The sequence below is a fragment of the Myxococcus sp. AB025B genome, assembly GCF_006518215.1.
GTDB classification, from domain to species: domain Bacteria; phylum Myxococcota; class Myxococcia; order Myxococcales; family Myxococcaceae; genus Myxococcus; species Myxococcus fulvus.
Genome location: NZ_SRLW01000121.1, coordinates 1 through 21,997, shown reverse-complemented (window position 1 = coordinate 21,997; position 21,997 = coordinate 1). Strand labels below are relative to the sequence as shown.

General features: G+C 68.8%; 28 protein-coding genes and 1 pseudogene. 23 read left to right on the top strand and 6 right to left on the bottom strand.

The window, feature by feature from the left end:
- Positions 1–163: 163 nt before the first annotated feature.
- From rplE to rplQ, 18 genes are all read left to right on the top strand, one after another.
- A complete protein-coding gene (gene rplE / locus FL311_RS21020) occupies positions 164–694 on the top strand; it encodes a 50S ribosomal protein L5 (RefSeq protein WP_194869293.1) in 531 nt (176 codons plus the stop codon).
- 27 nt (positions 695–721) lie between these two features.
- Entirely contained in the window at positions 722–907 is a 186-nt protein-coding gene (locus FL311_RS21015; RefSeq protein WP_015350175.1) for a type Z 30S ribosomal protein S14, read from the top strand.
- A gap of 193 nt (positions 908–1,100) precedes the next feature.
- Positions 1,101–1,505 carry a 30S ribosomal protein S8 gene (gene rpsH / locus FL311_RS21010; protein ID WP_141327452.1) on the top strand — a complete coding sequence of 135 codons (405 nt, stop codon included), beginning with the start codon at positions 1,101–1,103 and terminating at the stop codon, positions 1,503–1,505.
- A 64-nt stretch (positions 1,506–1,569) separates the two neighbouring features.
- Complete coding sequence (rplF, locus tag FL311_RS21005; RefSeq protein ID WP_046714292.1) at positions 1,570–2,136, top strand: 50S ribosomal protein L6; 567 nt, start codon at positions 1,570–1,572, stop codon at positions 2,134–2,136.
- A 108-nt stretch (positions 2,137–2,244) separates the two neighbouring features.
- A complete protein-coding gene (gene rplR / locus FL311_RS21000; RefSeq protein ID WP_046714291.1) occupies positions 2,245–2,601 on the top strand; it encodes a 50S ribosomal protein L18 in 357 nt (118 codons plus the stop codon).
- 19 nt (positions 2,602–2,620) lie between these two features.
- Positions 2,621–3,142 carry a 30S ribosomal protein S5 gene (rpsE, locus tag FL311_RS20995; RefSeq protein WP_046714290.1) on the top strand — a complete coding sequence of 174 codons (522 nt, stop codon included), beginning with the start codon at positions 2,621–2,623 and terminating at the stop codon, positions 3,140–3,142.
- A gap of 2 nt (positions 3,143–3,144) precedes the next feature.
- On the top strand, positions 3,145–3,405 hold the full coding sequence (gene rpmD, locus FL311_RS20990; RefSeq protein ID WP_141327451.1) for a 50S ribosomal protein L30: 261 nt from the start codon (positions 3,145–3,147) through the stop codon (positions 3,403–3,405).
- 20 nt (positions 3,406–3,425) lie between these two features.
- On the top strand, positions 3,426–3,953 hold the full coding sequence (gene rplO / locus FL311_RS20985) for a 50S ribosomal protein L15 (protein ID WP_046714288.1): 528 nt from the start codon (positions 3,426–3,428) through the stop codon (positions 3,951–3,953).
- 134 nt (positions 3,954–4,087) lie between these two features.
- On the top strand, positions 4,088–5,434 hold the full coding sequence (gene secY, locus FL311_RS20980; protein ID WP_046718097.1) for a preprotein translocase subunit SecY: 1,347 nt from the start codon (positions 4,088–4,090) through the stop codon (positions 5,432–5,434).
- 162 nt (positions 5,435–5,596) lie between these two features.
- Positions 5,597–6,250 (top strand): adenylate kinase, encoded by a 654-nt coding sequence (locus FL311_RS20975; protein ID WP_074951662.1) that lies wholly within the window; start codon positions 5,597–5,599, stop codon positions 6,248–6,250.
- Positions 6,251–6,347: 97 nt separating this feature from the next.
- On the top strand, positions 6,348–7,106 hold the full coding sequence (map, locus tag FL311_RS20970; protein WP_141327450.1) for a type I methionyl aminopeptidase: 759 nt from the start codon (positions 6,348–6,350) through the stop codon (positions 7,104–7,106).
- A gap of 151 nt (positions 7,107–7,257) precedes the next feature.
- Positions 7,258–7,476 carry a translation initiation factor IF-1 gene (gene infA / locus FL311_RS20965; RefSeq protein WP_046714285.1) on the top strand — a complete coding sequence of 73 codons (219 nt, stop codon included), beginning with the start codon at positions 7,258–7,260 and terminating at the stop codon, positions 7,474–7,476.
- A 76-nt stretch (positions 7,477–7,552) separates the two neighbouring features.
- A complete protein-coding gene (gene rpmJ / locus FL311_RS20960; RefSeq protein ID WP_074951669.1) occupies positions 7,553–7,672 on the top strand; it encodes a 50S ribosomal protein L36 in 120 nt (39 codons plus the stop codon).
- 51 nt (positions 7,673–7,723) lie between these two features.
- Positions 7,724–8,107 (top strand): 30S ribosomal protein S13, encoded by a 384-nt coding sequence (rpsM, locus tag FL311_RS20955; RefSeq protein WP_141327449.1) that lies wholly within the window; start codon positions 7,724–7,726, stop codon positions 8,105–8,107.
- Positions 8,108–8,167: 60 nt separating this feature from the next.
- Positions 8,168–8,608, top strand: a complete 441-nt coding sequence (gene rpsK / locus FL311_RS20950) for a 30S ribosomal protein S11 (RefSeq protein WP_141327448.1) — start codon at positions 8,168–8,170, stop codon at positions 8,606–8,608.
- Between the two features lie 72 nt (positions 8,609–8,680).
- Entirely contained in the window at positions 8,681–9,307 is a 627-nt protein-coding gene (rpsD, locus tag FL311_RS20945; protein ID WP_015350163.1) for a 30S ribosomal protein S4, read from the top strand.
- Between the two features lie 160 nt (positions 9,308–9,467).
- On the top strand, positions 9,468–10,490 hold the full coding sequence (locus FL311_RS20940; protein WP_141327447.1) for a DNA-directed RNA polymerase subunit alpha: 1,023 nt from the start codon (positions 9,468–9,470) through the stop codon (positions 10,488–10,490).
- 191 nt (positions 10,491–10,681) lie between these two features.
- Positions 10,682–11,101, top strand: coding sequence for a 50S ribosomal protein L17 (gene rplQ, locus FL311_RS20935; protein WP_046714281.1), 420 nt, complete (start codon positions 10,682–10,684; stop codon positions 11,099–11,101).
- A gap of 111 nt (positions 11,102–11,212) precedes the next feature.
- Here the strand turns inward: rplQ and FL311_RS20930 are convergent, their stop codons facing one another.
- Genes FL311_RS20930 through FL311_RS20920 form a run of 3 tightly spaced genes read right to left on the bottom strand, consistent with a single transcriptional unit; the run spans position 11,213 to position 14,097 of the window.
- The gene (locus tag FL311_RS20930) at positions 11,213–11,872 is read right to left on the bottom strand and encodes a hypothetical protein (RefSeq protein WP_141327446.1); all 660 of its coding nucleotides are present in this window, start codon (positions 11,870–11,872) and stop codon (positions 11,213–11,215) included.
- A 37-nt stretch (positions 11,873–11,909) separates the two neighbouring features.
- On the bottom strand, positions 11,910–13,292 hold the full coding sequence (locus FL311_RS20925; protein WP_141327459.1) for a tetratricopeptide repeat protein: 1,383 nt from the start codon (positions 13,290–13,292) through the stop codon (positions 11,910–11,912).
- A gap of 16 nt (positions 13,293–13,308) precedes the next feature.
- Positions 13,309–14,097, bottom strand: coding sequence for a 1-acyl-sn-glycerol-3-phosphate acyltransferase (locus tag FL311_RS20920; protein WP_141327445.1), 789 nt, complete (start codon positions 14,095–14,097; stop codon positions 13,309–13,311).
- A gap of 237 nt (positions 14,098–14,334) precedes the next feature.
- Here FL311_RS20920 and FL311_RS20915 point away from each other — a divergent pair, with 237 nt between their 5' ends.
- The 3 genes from FL311_RS20915 to FL311_RS20905 are packed head-to-tail and all read left to right on the top strand — an operon-like array spanning position 14,335 to position 17,891.
- Positions 14,335–14,949 carry a deoxynucleoside kinase gene (locus FL311_RS20915; protein WP_046714277.1) on the top strand — a complete coding sequence of 205 codons (615 nt, stop codon included), beginning with the start codon at positions 14,335–14,337 and terminating at the stop codon, positions 14,947–14,949.
- Positions 14,949–16,121: a DUF2314 domain-containing protein gene (locus FL311_RS20910; protein ID WP_141327444.1), complete on the top strand. Its 1,173-nt coding sequence runs from the start codon at positions 14,949–14,951 to the stop codon at positions 16,119–16,121. Before FL311_RS20915 ends, FL311_RS20910 begins: the two co-directional genes overlap by 1 nt.
- A gap of 54 nt (positions 16,122–16,175) precedes the next feature.
- Positions 16,176–17,891, top strand: a complete 1,716-nt coding sequence (locus tag FL311_RS20905) for an FHA domain-containing protein (RefSeq protein WP_141327443.1) — start codon at positions 16,176–16,178, stop codon at positions 17,889–17,891.
- A 260-nt stretch (positions 17,892–18,151) separates the two neighbouring features.
- Here the strand turns inward: FL311_RS20905 and FL311_RS20900 are convergent, their stop codons facing one another.
- Positions 18,152–19,060 (bottom strand): DMT family transporter, encoded by a 909-nt coding sequence (locus FL311_RS20900; protein WP_141327442.1) that lies wholly within the window; start codon positions 19,058–19,060, stop codon positions 18,152–18,154.
- A 101-nt stretch (positions 19,061–19,161) separates the two neighbouring features.
- Here FL311_RS20900 and FL311_RS20895 point away from each other — a divergent pair, with 101 nt between their 5' ends.
- Positions 19,162–20,073, top strand: a complete 912-nt coding sequence (locus FL311_RS20895; protein WP_141327441.1) for a pseudouridine-5'-phosphate glycosidase — start codon at positions 19,162–19,164, stop codon at positions 20,071–20,073.
- Positions 20,074–20,086: 13 nt separating this feature from the next.
- Here the strand turns inward: FL311_RS20895 and FL311_RS20890 are convergent, their stop codons facing one another.
- The gene (locus FL311_RS20890) at positions 20,087–20,572 is read right to left on the bottom strand and encodes a GAF domain-containing protein (RefSeq protein WP_141327440.1); all 486 of its coding nucleotides are present in this window, start codon (positions 20,570–20,572) and stop codon (positions 20,087–20,089) included.
- A 102-nt stretch (positions 20,573–20,674) separates the two neighbouring features.
- On the opposite strand from FL311_RS20890, the gene FL311_RS20885 reads away from it, so the two are divergent.
- Positions 20,675–21,418, top strand: a complete 744-nt coding sequence (locus tag FL311_RS20885; protein WP_141327439.1) for an NAD-dependent deacylase — start codon at positions 20,675–20,677, stop codon at positions 21,416–21,418.
- Positions 21,419–21,475: 57 nt separating this feature from the next.
- Here FL311_RS20885 and FL311_RS44155 read toward each other — a convergent pair.
- Positions 21,476–21,997: pseudogene (locus FL311_RS44155) on the bottom strand (protein kinase); the annotation flags it as partial.

Sequence of the window (21,997 nt, the reverse complement as noted above, 5' to 3'; positions counted from 1 at the left end):
GCGCTGGGTCACGACGGCGCCCGAAGCAGAGGATACGACGATGGCTGACGAGAAGAAGCCGGACCAGAAGGAAAAGAAGGCGAAGCGGGGCAAGAAGGAAGAGGCCAAGAAGGTTGGCTTCGCGGCGAACATCGAGGAAGGCCTCGAGAGCAAGCCGGCCCGCATGAAGGAGCGCTTCCGCAAGGAAGGGGTGCCCGCCCTGATGAAGGAGCTGGGCCTCAAGAACCCGATGGAGGTTCCGCGTCTCCAGAAGATCGTCGTCAACATGGGTCTGGGCGAGGCGCTCGCCAACAACAAGATCCTGGAGTCCGCGGTGGACCAGCTCGCGGCGATCACGGGCCAGAAGCCCATCGTGACGCGCGCCCGCAAGAGCATCGCGAACTTCAAGCTGCGCCAGGGCCAGGCCATCGGTGCCGCCGTCACCCTGCGTGGCTCCCGCATGTACGAGTTCATGGACCGCCTCATCACCGTGGCGCTGCCGCGCGTGCGTGACTTCAAGGGCGTGTCCCCGAAGGCCTTCGACGGGAAGGGCAACTACACGCTCGGCGTTCGCGAGCAGATCATCTTCCCCGAAATCAACTACGACCAGATCGAGAAGGTGAAGGGGCTCAACATCAGCTTCGTCACCACTGCCCGGAACGACGAGCAGGGGTTGGCGCTGATGCGTCACTTCGGCATGCCCTTCCGCCAGTAAGCCCTCGAGCCAAGGACCTCAAAGACAATGGCCAAGCTCTCCAAGATTGCCCAGGCGAAGCGCAAGCCGAAGTTCGCCGTGCGCCAGTACAACCGCTGCCCGCTGTGCGGCCGGCCGCGCGCGTTCCTGCGCAAGTTCAAGATGTGCCGCATCTGCCTGCGCAACCGTGCGCTGCGCGGTGAGATCACCGGCGTGACCAAGTCGTCCTGGTGAGCCGGTAGGGCAGGGTGCCAGAGGGGCCTTGACGGCCTCGATGGCGCCCTGGACGCGCTTCGGAAGGAGCGTGTCCACGAGCAGTTTCAACCCAGGTAGTTGCGCTCGGCGCGAACCCCCGGGATGGGCCCGGCAGGCGCGACGAACGCGAACACGAAGCACCCGGACAGGGTGCTCGTTTGGAAGGTAGCCCATGCCGGTCAATGATCCCGTTGGCGACATGCTGACCCGCCTGCGCAATGCGTCGCGCGCGCGTCACGACAAGGTCGTCATTCCCCACTCGAAGCTCAAGCTCGAGGTCATCAAGGTCCTCAAGGACGAGGGCTATATCGGGGAGTACGTCGTCCACACGCAGGACGGCTCGCCCCAGAGCGAGATCACCGTTCAGCTCAAGTACGGGCCGGACCGCGCTCCCGCCATCACCGGCATCCGCCGCGTGTCCAAGCCGGGTCTGCGCCGCTACGTCGGCGTGAACGACATCCCGCAGGTGCTGGGAGGCATGGGTATCTCCATCCTCTCCACGTCGCGCGGCATCCTGGTGGACTCCGAGGCCCGCAAGCAGAAGGCGGGCGGCGAGCTGCTCTGCACCGTCTACTAGCCAGCGGCCTGGTGGCCGCGCCTCGCGAGAGTGCGCGCCCCGGGCATACAGGACCGAGGCAACCATGAGTCGGATTGGAAAACTGGCGATCAAGCTCGGCGACAAGACGAAGGCCGTCGTCGCCGGCCAGCAGGTGAACTTCGAGGGCCCCAAGGGCAAGCTTTCCGTGAAGCTGCCTGGCAAGGTCAAGGTGGAGATCAAGGACGGTCAGGTGACCGTGCAGCGCGCGGATGACTCGCGCGAGGCGCGCAGCCTGCACGGCCTGACGCGCACCATCCTCGCCAACGCCGCGAAGGGCGTGTCCACGGGCTTCGAGAAGAAGCTGGACATCCGCGGCGTCGGTTTCCGCGCCGAGGTGAAGGGCAAGGCCATCCACTTCGCGCTGGGCTACTCCCACCCCGTCGTCTTCGACCTCCCCGAGGGCGTGACGGCGGAAGTGGACAAGGCGGCTCGCACCGAGGACAGCCTCCCCACCGTGGGGCTGACGCTGCGTTCGGCGGACAAGGAAGTGCTCGGCGCGACGGCGGTGAACATCCGCTCGCTGCGCCCGCCCGAGCCGTACAAGGGCAAGGGCATCAAGTACTCCGAGGAGCGCATCCGCCGTAAGGAGGGCAAGACCGGAACGACGTAATCGTTCCGTCTGTCCTGAGTGTTCCCAATCCCGCCGGGCCCATGGGTTCTGGCGGCATCATCCGGCGGCGGAAGACCGCATCGCCGCCGGAAGGACAAGGAAGCAGCCATGCCGACGAAGATCGATCCCCGTATCAAGAGGAAGAACCGCATCCGCAAGAAGCTCTCGGGTACCACCGAGCGGCCGCGGCTTACCGTCTACAAGAGCCTCAAGCACATCTACGCGCAGGTGGTGGATGACACCACGGGCAAGACCCTCGCGTACGCCTCGTCGCTGTCCAAGGAGCTGAAGGGCCAGGACGAAGGCGACAAGAAGGCGGACGCGAAGCGGGTGGGTGCCCTCATCGCGCAGCGGTGCAAGGCTGCCAACGTCGAGGCGGTGGTGTTCGACCGCAACGGCTTCCCCTATCACGGGCGCATCGCCGCCGTGGCTGACGCCGCGCGCGAGGCCGGGCTGAAGTTCTAGCTTTCGAAAGGATTTCCAAGTGGCAACTCCGATCAATCCGAACGATCTGGACCTCACCGACCGCGTGGTGAACATCAACCGCGTCGCCAAGGTGGTGAAGGGCGGCCGGCGGTTCTCGTTCGCCGCCCTCGTGGTGGTGGGTGACGGCGCCGGACACGTGGGCGTCGGCCTGGGCAAGGCCAACGAGGTTCCCGAGGCCATCCGCAAGGGTGGCGAGAACGCGAAGAAGAACCTGTTCCGCGTTCCGCTGATGGGTCACACGATTCCGCACGAGGTGCTCGGGCACTTCGGCGCTGGCTGGGTGCTGCTGAAGCCGGCCAGCGAAGGTACGGGCGTCATCGCGGGTGGCGCGGTGCGCGCGGTGCTGGAGGCGGCGGGCATCCGCAACATCCTGACGAAGAGCCAGGGCTCGCGGAATCCGCACAACGTGCTGAAGGCCACGGTCGCGGGCCTGAAGCTGCTGCGCAGCGCGGCGCAGGTGTCGCGCCTCCGCGGCAAGGACGTCGAGTCGGCGAAGCTCGCCGGGGAGCAGAGGGGCTAGTCATGGCGCTCAAGGTGAAGCTGACGAAGAGCTACGCGGGCGCTTCCAAGGACATGCTGGCCACCATCCGTGGCCTGGGTCTGAAGAAGTTCGGTGATGAGCGCCTGCTGAAGGACACGCCGGCCATCCGCGGGATGGTGTTCAAGGTGAAGCACCTGGTCTCCTCGGAGACGGTGTCCGCCGAGGCGCCGGCGCCCAAGCGCCGCAAGCCGCGCAAGATCGCCCTGCGGGACCGCGCGCGCGCCTACCAGGCCAAGGCCTGAGCACGAGAGGACCTAAGACAATGAGCACTCTGCACGGTTTGAAGCGCCCCTCGCGCTCGTGGCACCGCAAGAAGCGCGTGGGCCGCGGTCAGGGTTCCGGCCTGGGCAAGACGGCCGGCCGCGGTGGCAAGGGCCAGAAGGCCCGCACCGGTAACATGCGGTTCGAAGGCTTCGAGGGTGGCCAGAGCCCCCTGCAGCGCCGCCTGCCGAAGTTTGGCTTCAATTCCCCCAACCGCACGGTGTACGCGGTGGTGAACTTGTCGGATGTGGACACCCACTTCGACGCCGGTTCCACGGTGGACGAGGCCTCACTGAAGAAGGCGGGTCTGGTGAAGGGCCGCTACGACGGCGTGAAGCTGCTGGGTCGGGGCGCGCTGACGAAGAAGGTCACCATCCGGGTGCACAAGGCCTCCGAGACCGCCAAGTCGGCGGTCGAGAAGGCGGGTGGCGCGGTGGATGTCCTTCCGCTGATGGCCCACAAGCCCGAGGCGGCCGCCAAGGCCCACGCTGGCAAGGGCGTCAAGGCCCCTCGGCAGCCGAAGGCCTGAGCATGTCCGACGCGCATCACTTGTCGGTGGTGCGCGTCATTTCGCTTGTGTAGGCTTCTGCGCCCCTTTCCCATCCGTGGAACAGGGGCGTTTTGTCGTCCTGGCAGAACCCTCACGAAGAGGATGGCTACCCCGTGGCTCTCAATGCCTTCGCCAACGTCTTCCGCATCGCGGAGCTGCGCAGCCGGCTCGCGTACACGCTAGCCCTGCTGGCCGTGTACCGCATCGGCATCTTCATCAACACGCCCGGCGTGGACCGGGCCGCGATGAACGCCTTCATGGACGCCCAGAAGCAATCGGGCGGTCTGGTCTCGCTGTTCAACCTCTTCTCCGGCGGCGCGCTGGAGCAGATGTCCATCTTCGGATTGGGCATCATGCCCTACGTCAGCGCCTCCATCATCATGCAGCTCCTGGCGGTGGTCATCCCCAGCCTGGAGCGCCTGCAGAAGGAGGGGGCGGCGGGCCGGCAGAAGATCAACCAGTACACGCGCTACGGCACCATCGTCCTCTCCGTCATCCAGGGCATCGGCATCTCCCGCTGGCTGGCGTCGCTGGGGCGCTCGGACGCGGGGCAGAGCGGCTTCAACCAGGTGGTGGTGCCGGACGACAGCGTCTGGTTCACCTTCATGACGGTGGTCAGCCTGACGGCGGGCACGGCCTTCATCATGTGGCTGGGTGAGCGCATCACCGAGCGCGGCATCGGCAACGGCATCTCGCTCATCATCTTCGCGGGCATCGTGGCGGGCGTGCTCCCCGGCGCCAGCACGCTGCTGGACCTGACGCGGCAGGAGGTCATCGCGGTCGCCGAGGTCCTGGCGCTGCTGGTGTTCATGCTCCTCATCATCGCGGTGGTGGTCTACGTGGAGCGCGGCATGCGCCGCATCCCCATCCAGTACGCCAAGCGCATGGCGGGACGGCGGATGTTCGCGGGCCAGGCCACGTACTTCCCGATGAAGGTCAACACGGCCGGCGTCATCCCGCCCATCTTCGCGGGCGCGGTGCTGTCGTTCCCGGCGACGCTGGGCACGTGGTTCCCGTTCCTCCAGGACGTGCAGCGGGCCATCGAAGGCAACCTGTGGATCTACAACGGGCTCTTCGTGCTGATGGTCATCTTCTTCGCCTACTTCTACACGGCGCTGACCTTCCGTCCGGATGACGTGGCGGACAACATCAAGAAGCAGGGCGGCTACATCCCGGGCATCCGCCCGGGTCGGCAGACGGCGGAGTTCATCGAGCGGGTGCTGAACCGGCTCACGTTCGGTGGCGCCATCTACCTGGCGGTCATCTGCGTGATTCCGTCGGTCATCAGTGGTCTGCTCAACGTGCGCTTCACGTTCGGCGGCACGGCGCTGCTGATCGTCGTGGGCGTGGCCCTGGACACGGTGCAGCAGATCGAGGGTCACCTCATCAGCCGCAACTACGAGGGCTTCGCGGGTCCGCGTGGTCCCCGCATCCGCGGTCGGGTGCGCGTGGCGGCCTGAGTCACGGCGACAACGTCACGGGCGCCTCTCCTCGTCGTGGGGAGGGGCGCCTCGTCGTTCCGGGGCGCAGTCATACGAGTTATTCGGTGGTGCACATGGGGGGCGCGTGAAAGTTTCGTGGCTGACGACTTCCGTGCCTTCCTTGGGAGCTGAGAGGAGCACATGAACCTGATCCTGTTGGGACCGCCGAACGCGGGGAAGGGTACCCAGGCGAAGAAGCTCTTCGCCGACTTCCACATCCCGCAGATCTCCACCGGTGACATCCTCCGCAAGGCTGTGGCGGAGAAGACGGAGCTGGGGAAGGTCGCGGGTCCGCTGATGGCGGCGGGCCAGTACGTGCCGGACGAGGTCGTGATTGGAATCGTCGAGGAGCGCCTGAAGGAGGCGGATGTCGCTCAGGGCTTCGTCCTGGACGGTTTCCCTCGCACTCCGGGCCAGGCGGACGCGCTGGACAGGATGCTGGAGCGGCTGGGCAAGAAGCTCGACGCCGTCGTGTCGCTCGAGGTGCCCCACGAGACGCTGGTGAAGCGGGGTTCGGGTCGGCGCGTGTGTCCGAAGGATGGCAGCGTCTACCACGTGGAGACGAGCCCCCCGAAGCGCACGGGCTTCTGCGACAAGTGCGGCGAGGGCCTGGTGCAGCGGCCGGACGACATGCCGGAGGTCATCGAGAAGCGCCTCCAGAAGTACGACGCCGAGACCAAGCCCCTGAAGAACTTCTACGAGAAGAAGGGCGTGCTCAAGAGCGTGGACGGCGTGGGCTCTCCGGAGGGCATCTACGAGGAGATCAAGGCCGCCGCGGGTCGGAGCAAGGCCTGATGGACGGACGGGCTGGCGAGCGGAACTCCGGGGCTTGCGGTGCCTCGAGTCGCTGGCCACCCGTGTCCCGTGCAGGTGAGGTCGGCGCGGGACTCCGATGAGCCAGGTGGAGATCAAATCCCGGGAGGAAATCGCGCTCATGCGCGAGGCCGGCCGCATCGTGGCCGACGTCCTGGACGCGCTCGAGCAGGCCGTGGTGCCGGGCATCACCACCTGGGAGCTGGACGCGCTCGCGGAGAAGATGACCGCGGAGCGGGGCGCCAGGCCAGCCTTCAAGGGCTACCTCGGCTTTCCGTGTGTGCTCTGCGCCTCCATCAACGACGAGGTGGTGCACGGCATCCCCAGCCGGAAGCGGAAGCTGGTCGAAGGCGACCTGATGAAGCTCGACTTCGGGGTGTCGTACCGGGGGTGGTTCGGGGACTCGGCGCGGACGGTGCCTGTGGGGAAGGTGTCCGCGGAGGCGCGGTCCCTGGTGGAGACCACCCGGGAGGCGCTCCAGAAGGCCATCCAGGCCATGAAGCCGGGCAACCGGCTGGGGGACATCGGCCACGCCGTCCAGCGCCACGTGGAGGCGCGGGGGTTCTCCGTGGTCCGGGATTTCACGGGCCACGGGATTGGCCGCAAGCTCCACGAGCACCCACACGTGCCCAACTACGGGCAGGCAGGGGCAGGGATGAAGCTGCGCGCGGGCATGGTGCTCGCGGTGGAGCCGATGGTGAACGCCGGGACCTCGGACATCGAGATCCTGGACGATGACTGGACGGCGGTGACGGCGGACCGGAAGTTGTCCGCCCACTTCGAGCACACCATCCTCATCACGGATGGGGGGCCCGAGGTGCTCACCCGAGGGCGTTGAGGCCGGCCGGGACAGCGGGTGAAATAGGTCCTTGTTACGGTGGGTTGGTAGGAATCCGAGTTTTGCTGCGCGGGACGCTTGCCACTTGCGGACCAAAGTGCTACTCCGCCGCGCTTCCAAGAGGTTCGTGGTCCGGGAAGAGGTTTGACGCTTGCCGAAGGATGATTCCATCGAAGTCGAGGGGACGGTGATGGAGCCCCTCCCCAACGCGATGTTCCGTGTGGAGCTGGACAACGGCCACAGGGTGCTCGCGCACATCTCGGGCAAGATGAGGATGCACTTCATCCGAATCCTTCCCGGTGACAAGGTGAAGGTCGAGCTGTCTCCATACGACCTGACGCGTGGACGGATCACGTACCGGGCGAAGTAACGAAAGGGGCGGCCCGCCGAGGTAGGGGTGGGTGGCCCGCTGGCTTTTCTCTGTTCGAAGGAAGGAAGTTCGCTCCATGAAGGTTCGGGCGTCCGTCAAGAAGATCTGCGACAAGTGCAAGGTTGTCCGCCGCAAGGGTATCGTGCGCGTGATTTGCGCCTCCAACCCCCGGCACAAGCAGCGCCAGGGCCGATAGCCGCAAGGCTGTTGGCTTCAGACCAACTCCACTCCAGAAGGAAGACCGAAGATGGCTCGTATCGCCGGCATCGACCTGCCGCCCAACAAGCGCGCCGTGATCTCGCTCCAGTACATCTACGGGATCGGCAACAAGTCCGCGCAAGACATCATCGCGGCGGCGGGTATCGACCCCACCACCCGGACCAAGGACCTCACCGAGGACCAGGCTCGAAAGATCCGCGAGATCATCGAGGCCAGCTACAAGGTCGAGGGTGACCTCCGGCGTGAAGTGACGATGAACATCAAGCGCCTGATGGACCTGGGCTGCTACCGTGGCCTGCGCCACCGCAAGGGTCTGCCCGTCCGCGGCCAGCGCACCCACACCAACGCGCGCACCCGCAAGGGTCCGAAGCGTGGCATCGTCCGGGCGAAGCCGGCGGCTCCGGCTCGGTAAACCGCAGCGCCGGCGCCATGAGGCGCTGGCGTCGATCACCTCTCAGGAGCAGCAACTCACATGGCTGACGAGACCAATACTTCGGCTGCGGCGCCCACGGGTGCCGAGGGCGAGGCCCCTGCCGCGAAGAAGTCCAAGCGCAAGGGCAAGAAGAGCATCCTCAACGGCGTGGTCCACATCCAGTCCACGTTCAACAACACCATCATCACGATCACGGACGTGTCCGGGAACGTGATCTCCTGGTCCTCGGCCGGGGCGCGTGGCTTCAAGGGAAGCCGCAAGTCCACCCCGTTCGCCGCCCAGGTGGCCGCCGGCGACGCCGCCGCGAAGGCGATGGAGCACGGTCTGAAGAACGTGTCCGTGTTCGTGAAGGGGCCGGGCGCGGGTCGTGAGTCGGCGCTGCGCGCGCTGGCCGCCGCTGGCCTGAAGATCAACCTCATCCGCGACGTGACGCCCATCCCGCACAACGGGTGCCGTCAGCCCAAGCGTCGTCGCGTCTAAACCCTTCGTCCGGGTCGCCCCACGTGCTCACGCGCGCCGGGGCGACTCCAGATCATCTCCAAGGACAAGACCATGGCCCGTTATACCGCGAGCGCTTGCCGTATCTGCCGGCGCGAAAACCTCAAGATGTACCTGAAGGGCGACCGCTGCTACACGGACAAGTGTGCCATCGAGCGCCGCCCGTATCCCCCCGGCCAGCACGGCCAGGGCCGCGTGAAGTTCTCTGGTTACGGCGTGCAGCTGCGCGAGAAGCAGAAGGTCAAGCGCATGTACGGCCTGCTGGAGAACCAGTTCCGCGGCTACTACCACCGCGCGTCCGCCGCCAAGGGCAAGACGGGTGAGAACCTCCTGCAGCAGCTGGAGCTCCGCCTGGACAACGTGGTGTTCCGCATGGGCTTCGCGGACACGCGCAACGAGGCGCGCCAGCTGGTGCGTCACGGCCACTTCCAGGTGAACGGCCGCAAGGTCAACATCCCCTCGTTCTCCATCAAGCCGGGCACGGCTGTCGAGGTGGTGGAGAAGAGCCGCAAGGTGCTGCGCATCTCCGAGGCGCTGGAGACGGTGGACCGCCGTGGCGTTCCGCAGTGGATCGACCTGGACAAGAAGGCGTTCAAGGGCACGGTTCGCACGGTCCCCAACCGCGAGGACCTGACCATGCCCATCCAGGAGCAGCTCATCGTCGAGCTGTACTCGAAGTAATCGTCCACGCCAGGCGCAGTCTGGCGCCTGGAAGTGGAACCCAGCGCCCTGGCCGACGAGGCCGGGGCGTCGTGCTTTATCGCAGTCCCCTACGTGTCCATCCTCCCGCCGCGCTGGTGGGTAAGTCGGTGGTGGCGCACGTCTTCAGGAGCCGTACACCATGGCAGATACGTTCGTTGCGAAGAACTGGCGTGACCTCATCAAGCCGCGCCGGATGGAAGTGGACCAGGACAGCCTGACGCCCACCTACGGCAAGTTCGTCGCGGAGCCGCTCGAGCGCGGCTTCGGCACGACGCTGGGCAACTCGCTGCGCCGGGTGCTCCTGTCGTCGCTGCAGGGCGCGGCGATCACGTCCGTGAAGATCGAGGGCGTGGACCACGAGTTCACCACCATCCCCGAGGTGTCCGAGGACGTCACGGACGTCGTGCTGAACCTGAAGGAGGTCCTCCTTCGGATGCACACGAACGAGACGAAGACGCTGCGCATCGAGGCGGAGGGCCCCAAGGAGGTCAAGGCGGGTGACATCATCGCCGACGCCGACGTGGAGATCCTCAACCCGGGCCACCACATCTGCACCATCTCCGAGGGTGGCAAGCTCCGCATGGAGCTGACGTGCCGCCGGGGCCGTGGCTACGTGCCGGCCAACTCGAACAAGGTGGCGGGCTCGCCCATCGGCACCATCCCCATCGACTCGCTGTTCTCGCCCACGCGCAAGGTGAACTACCAGGTCACCAACGCCCGCGTCGGTCAGGTCACCGACTTCGACAAGCTGTCGCTCGAGGTCTGGACGGACGGCTCGGTGTCGCCGCAGGACGCGGTGGCGTACGCGGCGAAGATCATCAAGGAGCAGCTCACCGTCTTCGTGAACTTCGACGAGACCGAGGAGCCGGTCATCGCCGAGGCGCCGAAGGAGGAGGCGAAGCTCAACGAGAACCTGTTCCGCTCGGTGGACGAGCTGGAGCTGTCGGTTCGCTCCGCCAACTGCCTGCAGCAGGCGAACATCAAGACCATCGGCGACCTGGTGCAGCGCACCGAGGCCGAGATGCTCAAGACGAAGAACTTCGGCCGCAAGTCGCTCAAGGAGATCAAGGAGATCCTGGCGGAGATGGGCCTGTCCCTGGGCATGAAGCTGGAGAACTGGCCGCCGAAGCAGGCCCCGGCTCCCGCGGCGCCCAAGGCGTAAGTCTTTCGCGGTACGTGGTACTTTCCCCGCGCGCCCGCGACATGGCGGCAGGCGGCGCGCGGCGGGAAGGAGCCCGGTGAAGTCCTCCGGGCTCGACGAGCAGTGGTGGGCCTCGTGTCGGGTCCACCCTTCCCACCCGGTACCTGATACGGCCGGAGTGGTGGGTCCCCACGGGGGCCCGGAGCACGACGATGCGTCACAGGGTAGGACAGAGGAAGCTGCACCGCACCACGAGCCACCGTCTCGCGATGCTGAACAACATGGTCACCTCGCTGCTCGAGCACCAGGCCATCCGCACCACGCTTCCCAAGGCCAAGGAGGCCCGGAAGCTGGCGGAGCGCATCATCACGCTGGGTAAGCGTGGTGGGCTCTCCAACGTGCGCCTGGCGGCCCGGACCGTGAAGGACCGTGACGTGCTGAAGAAGGTCTTCAGCGAGTACAAGGACCGCTACGCCAACCGCCCCGGCGGCTACACCCGCATCGTTCGTCTCGGCTTCCGCCGGGGTGACGCCGCGGAGATGGCCCTGCTGGAGCTGGTGGATCGGCCCGAGAAGAAGGCCGCGCCCGCCGCCGAGGCTCCTGCGTCCACCGAGGAGACCAAGGCCGAGTAACGGCCGCCAGCCGCGCCCCTTCGCGAGGAGGGGCCGGTGGCAACGCGAGGGCGCTCTTCCCGCTGGGGAGGGCGCCCTTCGCATTTAGGCGGGCCACCCAAGGGCCGTGGGCTACTTCTTGGGGCTCAGCAGGCGCTTCCACTCGTTGCGCAGGTCCTCGGTGAGGTTCGCGCTGTCGTCGTGGCTGCGCATCTCCAGCGTCTCGAAGCGCAGGTCCGCGGGGGCCGCGCCGCTGGTGCCCATGAGCTGCTTGGGCGTGATCGTCATGAACTCCCCCGCGCCCACGGACGGCACCGCCGCGCGGTACTGGCCGTTGACGATGAGGGTGACGTCCTTCCACGCCTCCTTGCTCTCGTTCCAGATGGTGATGGAGGGCCGGTCCAGCTTGTCGCTGAGCACCAGGCGCGCGTCCATGTCACCGGTCTGCACGGAGCTGCCAGGGCAGGCGATGGCGAAGCTCGCCGCCGTCATCACCAGCCACCCGGCGACGATGGAGGCCTTGTACTTGAAGAACCTGTCGCGGTTGCTGAAGTCCGCCGCGAACTCCTTGAGGACGGAGAGCGCGTTGAGGGCCTGATTGGAGGCCTCGCCCGCGAGCCGCTTGCCCAGCGGCCCCTCCTGCTTCGACTTCTCCAGAGGCGCGGTGCGCGCGGCGGACATCACACGCATGCCGGGGCTCGTCGGCGTGCGCGGCATGCCCGGATTCGTCGGAGTGCGCGGCTGGGAGCCCGTGGGGGCGGCCGTGCTCGGAGACTTGCGACCTTCGCTCATCGGAGTTCGAAGTGTAGAGGGCCGGGCCCGTCGGTGGCTACTGGCCCTTGAGGCTTTGCAGCGCGCGCGAAGCCATCGCGTTCTCCGGCTGCGCTTCCAGCACCTTGGAGAGCCAGCGCTCGGCCTCCTCGGCCGCCGCCTTGCGCGCCTGCGGGCGCGTGGACTTCAGCGTCTGCTCGGTGAAGAGCAGCCCCAATCGCAGCGTGAACTCGACGTTCTCCGGGTCCTTTTCGACCACGTGGCGCAGCTCGCGCTCGGCGGCGGGGTAGTCACCCTCGAGCTGGTACACGAGGGCGAGCTTGCCGCGCGCGGGAAGGGAGTCAGGCGTGAGAGACACCGCGACGGTGAACGCCTCGCGCGCCGCGGGCAGATCCCGCCGCTCCAGGTGCAGGTCTCCCAGGCGGAACCACGCCGCGTCCAGGAGAGGGTGCAGCGCGACGGCCTTCTCGAACGCGCCGCGCGCCGCGTCGGGGCGCTGGCGGGCCGCGTAGAGCTCGCCCAGGTACAGGTGGTTCTTCCCGTCGCGCGGGGCGCGCTCGATGGCCTGCTTGAACTCGTCCACCGCGCGGCCCGCGTCGTCCAGGCGCTGATAGGCCAGGCCCAGCAGCGAGTGGAGCACCGCCAGGTCCGGGTAGTCGTGCAGCACCTCCTCGAAGGCGAGGATGGCGTGCTGCGGGGCGTCCAAATCGTTGAGGTAGCGCAGGCCCTCCTCCAGTTTGGCCTCGGCCGCCTTGGGGATGCCTCCGAAGGGGTCGCTGATCTGCTCCATCAGCGCGCGCGCCGTGGCCACGTCCGCGGCCGAGGGGCGGCCTCGCACCACGACGCCGAGCGCCTCCACCGCGCCCGGGGAGTCCCCGGTGCGGTGCAGCGCCTTGGCCAGCGGCAGGCGCCACGCGGTGCGCTCCGGCGCGAGCAGGGCCGCGCGGCGCAGCGGCTCCACGGCGGCGGGGTACTGCTCGGACTCAAGCCGGGCGACGCCCAGGCGGTAGTGGTACTCGGCCGTGTCCGGGGCGAGGGCGATGGCGCGCTCGAAGGCGGCCACGGCGGGGGCGCCGGCGTCCCTCGCGCGGGAGAACAGGGCCAGGCCCAGCATGTACTGGTCCACGGCGCGCTCACCCGTGGCGATGCGCCCTTGCAGCTCCTGGATCCACGCGTCCGCGCGGCCCGCCTTCACCTGGGCTTCCGTCAACGTGCGCGCGACATCCAGGTCCTCCGGGGAGCGGGCATGCAGGTCCGCGAGAATCCCGAGGGCCTTCTGGGGCTGGTTCTCCTCCAGGTAGGCCCGCGCGCGGGAGCGCTCGTCGGTGGGGGCCGCGGCGCCCGTCTTCGTGGCGGAGGTGTGGCCGCAGCCAGCGGCGAGCAGTCCCAGACCCAGCACGGCGGCGCGAGCCCAGGGGCGGAAGCGGAAGGCGGGAGTCATCGTCACGGAGCGTGTCTCAGGGAGTAAGGGAGGCGTGGGCGGAGCCGACGCCCTCGTGGCCGGCGGAGGCGATGGCGTCCTCGCGGTCGCCGCCCTTGCCGCCCATCGCGAGGTTGTCCGCGATGATGGCCTCGCGCACGGCCCGGGCCAGGCCCTCGCGATCATTCTCCGCGAAGCCCGTGGTGTCGATGGGCTTGCCCACCCTCACGCGGATGGGGCCGGGGGTGATGTTCCAGCTGTCCTTGGGCATGAGGTCCCCGGAGCCCTCGATGGTGACGGGGCAGATGGGGACGCGGGCCTTGAGCGCGAGCGCGAACGGGCCCTTCTTGAAGGGCAGCACGCGGCCATCCGAGGAGCGGGTGCCCTCCGGGTACAGGAAGATGCTGGTGCCGCCGCGAATCTTCGCCGCGGCCGCCTCCAGGGAGCTGATGGCCTTGGCGCGGTTGGAGCGGTTGATGAAGACGTGGCCGCCCAGCGCCAGGTACCAGCCGATGAGCGGCACCCACTTGAGCTGATCCTTGGCCACGAAGCGGAAGGGCACCGGCACCGCCATGAAGTGGGCCGGGATGTCGATGGTGGACTGGTGGTTGCCCACGTAGATGGTGGGGCGCTTGGGGTCCACGTTCTCCTGGCCGGAGACCTCCAGCCTCGCGCCACCGGCCCACAGGAGCACCGGGGACCACAGCTCGCGGACGACCCACAGCGCGCTCGAGGAGCGCAGCGTGACGAGCATCGCGACGAGGGTCAGGGGAAAGCAGACGAGCGTCCAGACTCCAGCGGTCAACATGCAGAAAAGCTTGCGCATCCCTCGGCCCCCTCCTCGGGGCCGGCGCGGCGCCCAGGCAAAGGCCTGGACCCGAGGTCAGTCCCGCCGCGAGATGTCCTGTCCCGAACGTCCAGACGGGCGGCCGCACCCTGGGTGGTGGCGGCTCCCGGGACGTGGCGGGACGGAGAGGGCGGGGGCATGCACTTCTTCTACCACGAGCCTTCCGTACCTTGTTGCTGGTGTGCTCCGCTCGCCGGGGTTACAAGCAGGGGTGGCTTGGCCAGGAAAAAGTTCATCGCCATCGCGGGCAACATCGGCGCCGGGAAGACGGAGCTCACGTCCTTCTTGTGCCGGAAGTACGGGTTGACTCCGTCCTTCGAGCCCAATGACCAGAACCCCTATCTCGCGGACTTCTACAAGGACATGAAGACGTGGGCTTTCCGCTCACAGCTCTTCTTCCTCACGCACAAGTTCCGCCTCCACCGGGAGTTGGAGCGCACGTCGGGCACCGTGTTGCAGGACCGCACCCTCTACGAGGACGCGGAGATCTTCGCGAAGAACCTCCACCGCCAGCGGCTCATCGACAAGCGGGACTGGAAGACGTACTGCGAGCTGTACGAGACCATCTCCGAGTCGCTGCGGCCCCCCGACTTGATGATCTACCTGCGCTGCCCGGTCCCGACGCTCAAGGCGCGCATCCGCCTGCGCGGCAGGTCCATGGAGAAGGACATCCCCACCCGCTACCTCCAGCGCCTCAATGCCCTGTATGAGGAATGGTTCGGTGCCTACCGGTTGTCTCCAGTGCTGGTGCTGGCCACCGACAAGCTCGACTACCTGACCAACCTGGTGGACCGCGTGGACCTCTTTCAGCAAATCGAGAAGCACCTGTGATGGAGGTCTACCTCCTGGCGACCGAGCAGGAAGGGCCCGTGCCGCTGGAGGCCCTACGGGCCTCGTTCGCGACCGATGAGGTGGAGTTCACCCCGGACGAGGATGCGCAGGGGTTCGTGCTCCGGGCGGACAGCTCGGAGGTGCGGGTCCGGCTGACCGTGGGCCCCCAGGAGCTGCCGAAGTTCAACAAGGCGGCCTACAGCGGCAGTCCGGAGGCCTTCGCCAGGCTGGGCAAGGCGCGCGCGTACTACCACCTGTCCCTGGAGCCCGGTGGGGCGCAGCCCACGCTGCCGGTGTTCGAGGCGCTCTGGGCGGTGCGCACGCTGCTGGAGCACGTGCCCGGCGTCCTGGTGGACCTGGCGGCCTACAAGCTGCACGAGCCCGAGGACGTGGTGGAGATCACCGAGCTGGACTTCGACATCCGGGACCACGTGCACCTGCACGCGGTGGAGGTGACCGAGGGTGACACCCCGCTGTGGGTGCACTCGCACGGGATGGAGAAGTTCGGGGCGAGGGATTTGGAGATCTTCCACCTGGCGGAGCAGGACCTGCTGCCGGCGGAGAGCTTCCTGCACGAGCTGTGCACGGACCTGGCCTTCGGGCAGGGGCCGGCCTTGCGCTCGCAGGTGGGCACCAGCGAGGGCCAGGCTTTCATGGTGGTGCCGTCGGAGGAGGCCCGGGCGAACCTGCTCGGCGTGCCGCTGGAGACCTTCGAGGGGCATGAGGGGTTGTTCCTCACGGTGGTGTCACCCCTGGGGCGGCACAACACGTCCCAGCTGCTGGCACCCTACCGGGAGCGCTTCTCGCAGGAGCCGGAGGAGCAGACGGAGTCCATGCGCCGCGAGGCCCAGGCGCTGCTGCCGGCGTTCCTGGCGCGCTTCCAGCGCAGGGGGCTGATGGAGCCGCTCACCTTCCTCGTGCGGGCGCCGTTCGACACCCACCCGGATGGGAACAAGGTGGTGGAGAACCTGTGGCTGGAGCTGATGGCCCGGGACGACGGCAGCCTCGTGGGCAAGCTGGTGGATGGCGCGGTGCACACCACGGAGTGGCGCAAGGGCGCCCACGTGGAGGTCGAAGAGACCCAGGTCAACGCGCTGGCGCTCAGTCGCGAGGGCCGGGCCCTCGACGAGGCCGAGATCCGGGCCCTGCTCAACGCCGAGCGGCCGATGTAGTGCGACGCGGCGCCGCTTGCCCGCGTCGTCCAGGGCGCTAGGCTCGCGCGCCGCATGCCCGCACTCCTGCTGCTCACCGGCCCGTCCGCGGGGCGCCATTTCGAGGTGCTCTCGGACATGGCCATCGGCCGCAGCCCGTCCTGTGAAATCCCCCTGCGGGATGACCAGGTGTCGCGCAAGCATGCCCAGCTCTCCGTGCACGAGGGGCAGGTCCGGCTGACGGACCTGGACTCGCGCAACGGGACACTCGTCAACGGCGCTCGCATCAGCGGGCAGGTGGTGCTGCAGCCGGGAGACCGCGTCCGCGTGGGCTCGACGATGGCCGTCTTCGAGCCGGCGCCGGTGACGCTGGTGGAGGGTGGGCCGACGTCGCCGGGGCATGTGCCCATCGAGGAGGTGCTGCCTCACGTCGGCGCGGCGGCGGCGCTGTACTCGGCGGGCACCGCGCTCCTGGGCGCCACCAGCGAGGCCATGGTGCTGCGCAGGCTGGCGGACGAGACGGCGCGCGCGCTCAGCGCGGACCGGGCGGCGGCGCTGCTCGGGAGCAGCACGGGCCTGCTCACCGCGGCGGTGTCGGGCGCGGACGCGGTGGCGGTGCCCCGCTCGCTCGCGCAGGTGGCGCTGGACCGCAAGGAGCTGGTGCAGGCGGAGACGGAGATGTGCGCGCCACTGGTGGCCTCGGGGGGCATGCCGTTCGGCGTGCTCTATGCGACGCGGGCGGACTCGTCGTTCACCGGTGGAGAGGGACAGCTGCTCGCTGCGCTGGGGCGGTTGGGGGGCGAGGCGTATACGGCGGTGCGCTCGCGGGTGGAGGCGGAGGCGCCGGTGCCCTTGCTGCTCGGCACGTCCAGGCCGCTGCGCGCGCTCGCGGATGCGGCGCGACGGGCCGCCAACAGCGCCGCGCCAGTGGTGCTGCATGGCGAGCCGGGCACGGGCAAGACGCTGCTGGCTCAAGTCATCCATGCCCGCTCTCCGCGCGCGCTGGAGCCCCTGGTGACGGTGGACTGTCGTCTGCCACAGGCCGCCGTGGAGGAGGCCCTGTTCGGCCGCGCCAGTGCGCCGGGACAGCCTCCGGTGGCGTCCGCGTTGCTGCGCGCGGACCGGGGCTCGCTGCTGCTCCAGCACGTCGAGGCGCTGCCTCGCGCCACGGCGGAGCGACTGGTGCGACTGCTGGCCCGCAGGACGGCCCCCGCGCGGCAGGGCGGTGAGGAGCCCGTGGACGTGCGGCTGCTCGTCACGTCGTTGGCGCCGGTGGCGGCGCTGGGCTCCAAGGGCGAGGTGGACGCGGCCCTGACCCGGGCGCTGATGGGCTTCGAGCTGGAGGTTCCGGCGCTGCGGGAGCGGCGCGCGGATGTGATGGCGCTGCTCGAGGGGTTCCTCGCGCGGGCCTCGCGTCGGGTGCGCCGTGAGCCTCCGACGCTGGGGCCCGATGCCCGCAGGCTGCTGACGGACTACTCCTGGCCCCACAACGTGCGGGAGCTGGAGCTCGTGGGCGAGCGGCTGGGGTTGCTGTACGCCGGTGCTCGCGTGGGCGCGCTGCACCTGCCGCCCGAGGTGCAGCAGGGCGCCGCGACGAGTGATGCGCAGACACTCCAGGCCCGTGTCGGGAGGCTCGAGCGCGACGCCATCGCGGAGGCGCTGCGTGAGGCGGGTGGCAAGAAGGTGAAGGCCGCGGCGCTGCTCGGCATCAGCCGGCCCACGCTGGACAAGAAGATCGAGGAGTACGGCCTGTCGGTGGAGCGCGGACGGCGAGGCGAGGACGGGCGCTGACGGCCGGCGCGGGTTGGTTTCCGGCCCCGAGCTGTCAATCCTCGAAGTGAACGAAGGCGAAGGGCCTCAGCGGGCCGCGAGGCGAGGACGGACGCGGTGCTGCCTCGAGGTGGAGGGGCGCTCAACGACTCACGGGTATCGCGATGTGGCTGGGGCCGAGGCTCCGCGGCTCACTCCGGCAGGCGCCCTTGCTGCCTCGGAACCCTCTCGGTCGCGCCGAGGGAACGGGAGATGCGTCGAGGGGCGTGATGCTCGTCCGCTCACTTCCTGCGGCTGAGCAGCACGCCCCCGAGGATGAGCACCGCGCCCAGCGCCTGGAGCCACGTGGGCCGTTCTCCGCGCACGCCCCACGCCGTGAGCGCCGCGACCACGGGCACGCCCGTGTTGTAGAGCGACGCGCGGGCGCTGCCGACCTGCTGCACGGTGCGGCCCCAGATGAAGTAGCTGAGCACCAGCGGCACCAGCGCCGAGTACACCACGCCGGCCCACGCCCCGAAGCCGATGCTCCCGACGTCCAGCGCGAGCACCTCCGGCACTCCCGCGAGCACCACGCCCGGCGCCCCCGTCAGCATGGTGATGGCGGTGATGCGCAGCGCCGACACCTCGTTGCCCACCGAGCGGATGCCCACCGTGTAGAGCGCCCAGCACGCGCACGCCCCCAGGATGAGTCCGTCACCCAGGCGCGTCCCCGTGCCCAGCGACGGGCCTCGCGCGGCGACCACCAGCACCATCCCCACCACCGCCAGCGACATGCCCATCACCAGCGGCCGGCCTGGACGCTCCACGCCCAGCACCGCGCCCAACGCCGCCACCAGCACCGGCGTCACCGCCGTCAGCAGCCCGCTGTTCGCCGCCGTCGTGTTCGCCAGGCCCAGGATGAAGCACAGCTGGTACAGCGTGTTCCCCACCAGCCCCAGCGCCGCGAGCTTGAGGAACACGGGCCGGCTCAGCGGCTTCCAACCCTCCACCGCGAGCAGCAGCGCGGCCATGGCCACCGAGGCGATGGCGAAGCGCACCGCCATGAAGGCGAGCGGCGGAATCGTCCCCAGCGCCTCCTTCACCACCGTGTAGTTGGTGCCCCAGACAACGACGACACACAGGATGGCCACGTCGTTCGCGGAGAAGGTGCGAGACGGCGCGGCGGGAGCGCTGGCGACAGTCGTGGACACGGCGCGCGAGGGAATAAGGCCCGGCACTCCCGCGTGCAAGCCGACGTTTCCGCGCGCGCCTGGCTTGTGCCCCAACGACAGCCATGGCTTAACCGCGCGTCATGGACCTACGCTTTTCGGACGAGGTGCGTCGCGCTCTCGACTCGCGCCAGCCCGTCGTCGCGCTCGAGACGAGTGTGGTGGCTCAGGGGCTTCCCTATCCGGACAACCTCGCCGCCGCCCGCGCCTGTGAAGAGGCCATCCGCCGCGCGGGCGCCGTGCCCGCAGCGACCGCCGTGGTCGATGGTCAGGTGTGCATCGGCCTGGAGGACGTGCAGCTGCGTCGGCTCGCCGAGGGCAAGGAGAAGTTGCTGAAGCTCGGCTCTCGTGACCTGGCCATCGCCGTGGCCACGCGCGCCACGGGCGGCACCACCGTCAGCGCCACGTGCGAGCTGGCCGCCGCGGCCGGCATCCGCGTCTTCTCCACGGGCGGCATCGGCGGCGTCCATCGAGGCGCCTCCGAGCACTGGGACATCTCGCAGGACATCGCCGCGCTGGCGCGCTTCCCCGTGGCCGTGGTGTGCGCGGGCGCCAAGTCCGTGCTGGATCTCCCCAAGACGATGGAGCTGCTGGAGACCGCGGGTGTGCCCGTCATTGGCGTGGGCACGCGTGAGCTCCCGTCCTTCCACAGCCGCGAGTCCGGCATCCAGCTGGAGCACAGCGTGGGGGATGTGGCGACGGCCGCGCGCATCGCTCGCGCGCGCTTCGAGACACTGGGGCAGGGTGGGGTGCTCTACACCGTGCCGCCGCCGGAGGAGACGGCGCTGCCCAAGCACGAGGTGGAGCTGCAGATCGCCTCCACGCTCGCGGAGGCGGAGCGTCAGGGCATCCGCGGCAAGGACGTGACGCCGTTCCTGCTGCGCGAGCTGGGCCAACGCACGGGGGGCAAGACGCTCAAGGCCAACCTCGCGCTGCTCGCCAACAACGCCCGCTTCGCCGGGCAGCTCGCCGTGGCCTACGCGCGCGGGGACTGAACCCGCGCGTCGTCTACTCCTGGAACCAGCGCATCATCGTCTCGAGCTCGCGGCGGTCCACCTCGTCGAAGGTGGACTTGCTCGCGGAGTCGATGTCCAGCACGGCGATGAGCTCGCGGTTCTTCCCGTACACGGGCACGACGATCTCCGACGCGGAGCGCGCGTCACAGGCGATGTGTCCGGGGAAGGCGTGCACGTCCGCCACCACCTGCGTCTCGCCCTTCTCCGCGGCCGTGCCGCACACGCCCTTGCCGAACTTGATCTCCAGGCACCCCAGCGTGCCCTGGTAGGGGCCCACGCGCAGCAGCTTGCCCGGCGTCACCACCCGGTAGAAGCCCGTCCACAGGTGGCCGAAGGCGTGGTGGATGAGGCAGCTCATCGTCGCCATGCCGGCGATGGGGTCGTCGATACCCGCGAGCGCGGCCTTCACGTGCTGCTGAAGCTCCTCGTACGCCTGCGCCTTGGGAACCGCGGTCAGGTTCAGCGTGATTTCCGCCATGATGGGCTCCTCGAGCCAAGGGCTTGCGCACCCACGAGTCAGCCCCGGGTGCGGTCAACGTCCCGCTTCATAACCTGAATCCCATGTCGTGCAGGAGGCTCCATGGAAACGCTCCTTCTTGATTCCAATACCTGGCTGCTCGTCCTCACCGGCGCCGGTGTCTCCGCCGAGAGCGGAGTGCCGACCTTCCGAGGAATGAACGGGTTGTGGGAGGACCAGCCCGTGACGGAGGTGGCCTCACCCCAGGGCTTCGCCAAGGACCCGCTGCGGGTGTGGCGCTTCTACTCGCAGCGCCGGGCCGGAGCGGCCGACGTCTCGCCGAACCCGGGCCACGACGCCCTGGTCGCCTGGGAGCGCCACCTGGGAGACCGCTTCCTCCTGGCCACGCAGAACGTGGACGGCCTGCACCGCCGCGCCGGCAGCCAACGCGTGGTGGAGATGCACGGCAACCTCTTCACCACCCGCTGCAGCAACCCCGACTGCACGCGCGCGCCCTTCCCGGACACCACCGTGTACGCGTCCGGCACCGTGCCCGGCTGCAAGGCGTGTGGAGCCCTGCTCCGGCCCCACATCGTCTGGTTCGGGGAGCAGCTGGACCCCGACGACCTCACCCGCATCGAATCCTTCGCCGTGAAGGCGATGCGCTCGGGTGGCCGCCTGGTCTTCCTCGCGGCCGGCACGTCCGGCGCCGTGTATCCCGCGGCGGGCATGGTGGACAACGTGCGGGCCGCGGGCGGAGAGACGTGGCTCGTGAACCTGGATGCGTCGGAGAACGCCTCCAGCTTCGAGCACTTCGTCCAGGGCAAGAGCGGTGAGGTGCTGCCGAAGCTGGGCCGGCTCGTCTGAAGCCCCCGTCGTGCGGCCCGGGCTCCCCGTGAGGTGGCGGGGAGCCCGGGCCACGACTCACTCGAAGACGTTGATCTCCTGCCCGGAGTTGGTCGGCCGGGTGGGGCGCGGCTTGGGCGGCGTGGCGGCGCGGATGGGCTCCAGCGACACGTCCACCGTCTGGCTGTCTCCCGCGACGCGGCTGAAGTTGAGCGAGCGCTCCTCCGACTTGTGGTTCGCCAGCCGGAAGGTGAGCTGGTGCGACTTGTCGCGCGGGAGCATCAGCTCGATGGGCGTGGTGCCGATCTGCTCCTCACCCTCGAAGATGGCGGCGCCCGCCGGCGACGAGTTGAACTTCACCCGGATGGACTGCGCCGCGGCCTGCGTGGGCGGCGTGTTCGCCGTCGTCGGCGGAGGGCTCGTGGGACGATCTCTCGGGACCTCGACGACCTGCGTGGGGGGCGTCTTGGAGCCGCCCTGGCCTCCGATGACCACCGCGGCGGCGATGCCGATCAGCAGCAGCGGCACCACCACGAGGGCCGCCTTCTTGCCCGTGGACATGCCCTCCGGCGCGGGGGGCTCGGGAGGCGGGGCCTGGAC